This is a genomic window from Bradyrhizobium sp. (genome assembly GCF_049581145.1).
Classification (GTDB): domain Bacteria; phylum Pseudomonadota; class Alphaproteobacteria; order Rhizobiales; family Xanthobacteraceae; genus Bradyrhizobium.
On the sequence record NZ_JBAURI010000514.1, the window covers coordinates 1 to 2,929 of the forward strand.

Annotated in this window: 2 protein-coding genes; one reads left to right on the forward strand and one right to left on the reverse strand. The window is 63.9% G+C overall.

What is annotated here, in order from left to right:
* Positions 1–258 precede the first annotated feature (258 nt).
* Positions 259–1,212 carry a ribose-phosphate pyrophosphokinase gene (locus WCB02_RS16930; protein ID WP_423959698.1) on the forward strand — a complete coding sequence of 318 codons (954 nt, stop codon included), beginning with the start codon at positions 259–261 and terminating at the stop codon, positions 1,210–1,212.
* Between the two features lie 171 nt (positions 1,213–1,383).
* Here the strand turns inward: WCB02_RS16930 and WCB02_RS16935 are convergent.
* On the reverse strand, positions 1,384–2,929 hold a 1,546-nt coding region (locus tag WCB02_RS16935; RefSeq protein WP_423959696.1), incomplete at its 5' end, for an alpha-amylase family glycosyl hydrolase.

The window sequence follows — 2,929 nt, forward strand, 5'->3', positions numbered from 1 at the left end:
GACAAACGCAACCCTGCGGTCGCGCGCGCGGACCGGCCGGCCCCGGCCGGCGACAGCATGGCCGCGCTCAGCTACACTGACCATTAGCCCCATTAGCCATATCCTTAGGCAACTCCGGCATTTTTGCCCGGGAAAACCGGGGGAGCGGGTTGCCAGCCACGCTATCGCCCTGATATTGCATCGCTCGTCGAAGTCAGCCGGTCCAGGTATCCCGATATGCTGAATATTGTCTCCAGCAAGACGCGGGGAGAAATCTCGATGTCGGCCAAGAACGGCTCCATCAAGCTCGTTGCCGGCAATTCCAATCCGGTGCTGGCCCAGGCGATCGCGGGCGACCTCGGACTGCCGCTCACCAAGGCGGTGGTTCGGCGTTTCGCCGACATGGAAATCTTCGTCGAAATCCAGGAGAACGTCCGCGGCTCGGACGTCTTCATCATCCAGTCGACGTCGTTTCCCGCCAACGACCATCTGATGGAGCTGTTGATCATCACCGATGCGCTGCGGCGCGCATCCGCTCGCCGCATCACCGCGGTGGTGCCCTATTTCGGCTACGCCCGGCAGGATCGCAAATCCGGCTCGCGCACGCCGATTTCCGCCAAGCTGGTCGCAAACCTGATCACCCATGCCGGCGCCGACCGCGTCATGACGCTCGACCTGCACGCCTTGCAGATCCAGGGCTTCTTCGACATCCCAACCGACAATCTCTTCGCGTCGCCGGTGATGGTGCGCGACATCCGCGAACGCTTCGACCTTTCCAATGTCATCGTGGTGTCGCCCGATGTCGGCGGCGTGGTGCGCGCCCGCGGGCTCGCCAAACGCATCAACACGCCGCTCGCCATCATCGACAAGCGGCGCGAACGCGCCGGCGAATCCGAGGTGATGAACGTGATCGGCGATTGCGCCGGCTATACCTGCATCCTGGTCGACGACATCGTCGATTCCGGCGGCACACTGGTCAACGCCGCCGATGCGCTGCTCGCCAACGGCGCCAAGGACGTCTACGCCTATATCAGCCACGGCGTGCTGTCCGGCGGCGCGGTGACCCGCATCACGGCCTCTCGGCTCAAGGAACTGGTCATCACCGATTCGATCCAGCCGACCGAAGCGGTGCGCAAGGCGCCGAACATCCGCACGCTGTCGATCGGCTCGCTGATCGCCGAAGCGATCGGCCGCACCGCCGCCGAAGAGTCGGTATCGAGCCTGTTCGATTAGAACGCTCATTCTCTTCGCGTCATCCCGGGGCGATGCCACCGCCTCCGCGCGAAGCGCGGCCCGATGACGGCTCCGCATCGGAATCCGATGTACGTTGCACATCGGAGAATCTCGAGATTCCGGGTCTGGTCCTTCGGACCATCCCGGAATGACGTCGTATGCGCGGCACGATCAAGCCCGCCGGCAGACGATGAATCCCGCTGCCGGCAGCGTCGCCGTGATCGATCCAGCCGACGACACCAGCTCGTTGCCGAGATTGCCGATATTGTTGCCGCCATAGATCGTCGAGTCGCTGTTGAAGACTTCGTGCCAGCGGCCGTCCGGCAAGGACGTGCCATGAAAACCATATCCGGCCCGGAACGGCGCGTTGTTCAGACTCATCAAGACCAGCAGATCCTGCTCCGCGCCGTTGCGCCGGAATAGCAGGGTACGATCTTCGTTATTGGTGGCAAGGATCTCGATCTGGCGGGCGCGTACCGATGCATTGGCCTGGCGGAATGCGATGATGTCGCGGAAGAACCGGAACAGCTTTGCACCGGTGCCGCGCCGCAGGCCCTCGATGTCCTCGCGATGGCCGACGAAATCATTGTAGCGGAAGTCCGCGCAGGCGCCGATCTCCTCGCCGAACAGGAACATCGGCGTGCCGGCGGACAGCACGCTCATGCCGAACGCCACCCGGGTCCGGGCTTCGGCCCACCATCGCGCGGCGGACAGATTGTCCGGCCCGTTCACCGCTTCGACCAGAGTCCGATGCGATCCTTCCGAGTTGCCGGCCTCGTCATGCGAGATGTGGTAGACGATCCTCTGATGCCCGGACCAGCCCAGCGTGCCGGCAAACCAATCGATCCGCAGCGGAGCGTTGTCTCCCCGTCCGGCGCCTGCAATCAGGCACGCGCCCGAACCCCGGGGGGTGCCGACCAGGTCGTGGTAGAACGCAGCGTACCAGGTGGCGTCAAACCCGAAGCCGCCATTGTCCGGCGAGGCCGTCACCTTCTCGTCGCCCGAATGATCTTCGGCGATCAGGAACAGTGCGGGGTTGATCATGTGCAGGGTTCGCGTCCACTCCCGCAGCAGCTTGGCGCCGAAGCGATTGGCATTTTCGACCGGCTTCGCATTGTCGGCATGCAGAACATTGAACGCGTAGAGCGCCTGGGGCAGATCGACCCGAAAACCGTCGATGTGGAATTCCTGGACGAAATAGGCCGCGCTGCTGACGAAATATTTTCGGACCATCTCCGCCGAGGTCCTCGGCGCATATCCGGTCGACATGTTGTCGAGGTAGCCGCCGCCAGGCGGCCCGCTGCCCTCGAACCAGTAATACATGTTCTCCGCATCCGAGGGAGAATCGTACAGCCATTGCGCGCGAAAACTCGGCGAGCGGAAGTGGTTGTAGACCACGTCGAGGATGACGACGACGCCGCGTGCGTGGCATTCGCGCACGAACTGCTTCAGTTCATCCCAGCCGCCGACCCGCGCGCCGACGGCAAATTCGTGCGAGTTGCCATAGCCCCATTCATCACGCCCGCCAAATTCCGCGACCGGCAGCAGTTCGACGGCGTTGACGCCGAGCGGCACGAGATGGTTGTCGAGCAGCCGGATCGCGTCCGACAACGCGCCGGCCCCCGACCGTCCCATCGCGAGCGAGCCGACATGCAGTTCATAGATCACGAGATCCTCGAGCCGGCGCGGCAACGGCGCGGCCTGGGCGCGCTCGTCC

What these genes read in the sequence shown, in the direction of transcription:
- WCB02_RS16930 (WP_423959698.1), top strand. Translation starts at nt 259, where the DNA reads ATGTCGGCCAAGAACGGCTCCATCAAGCTCGTTGCCGGCAATTCCAAT.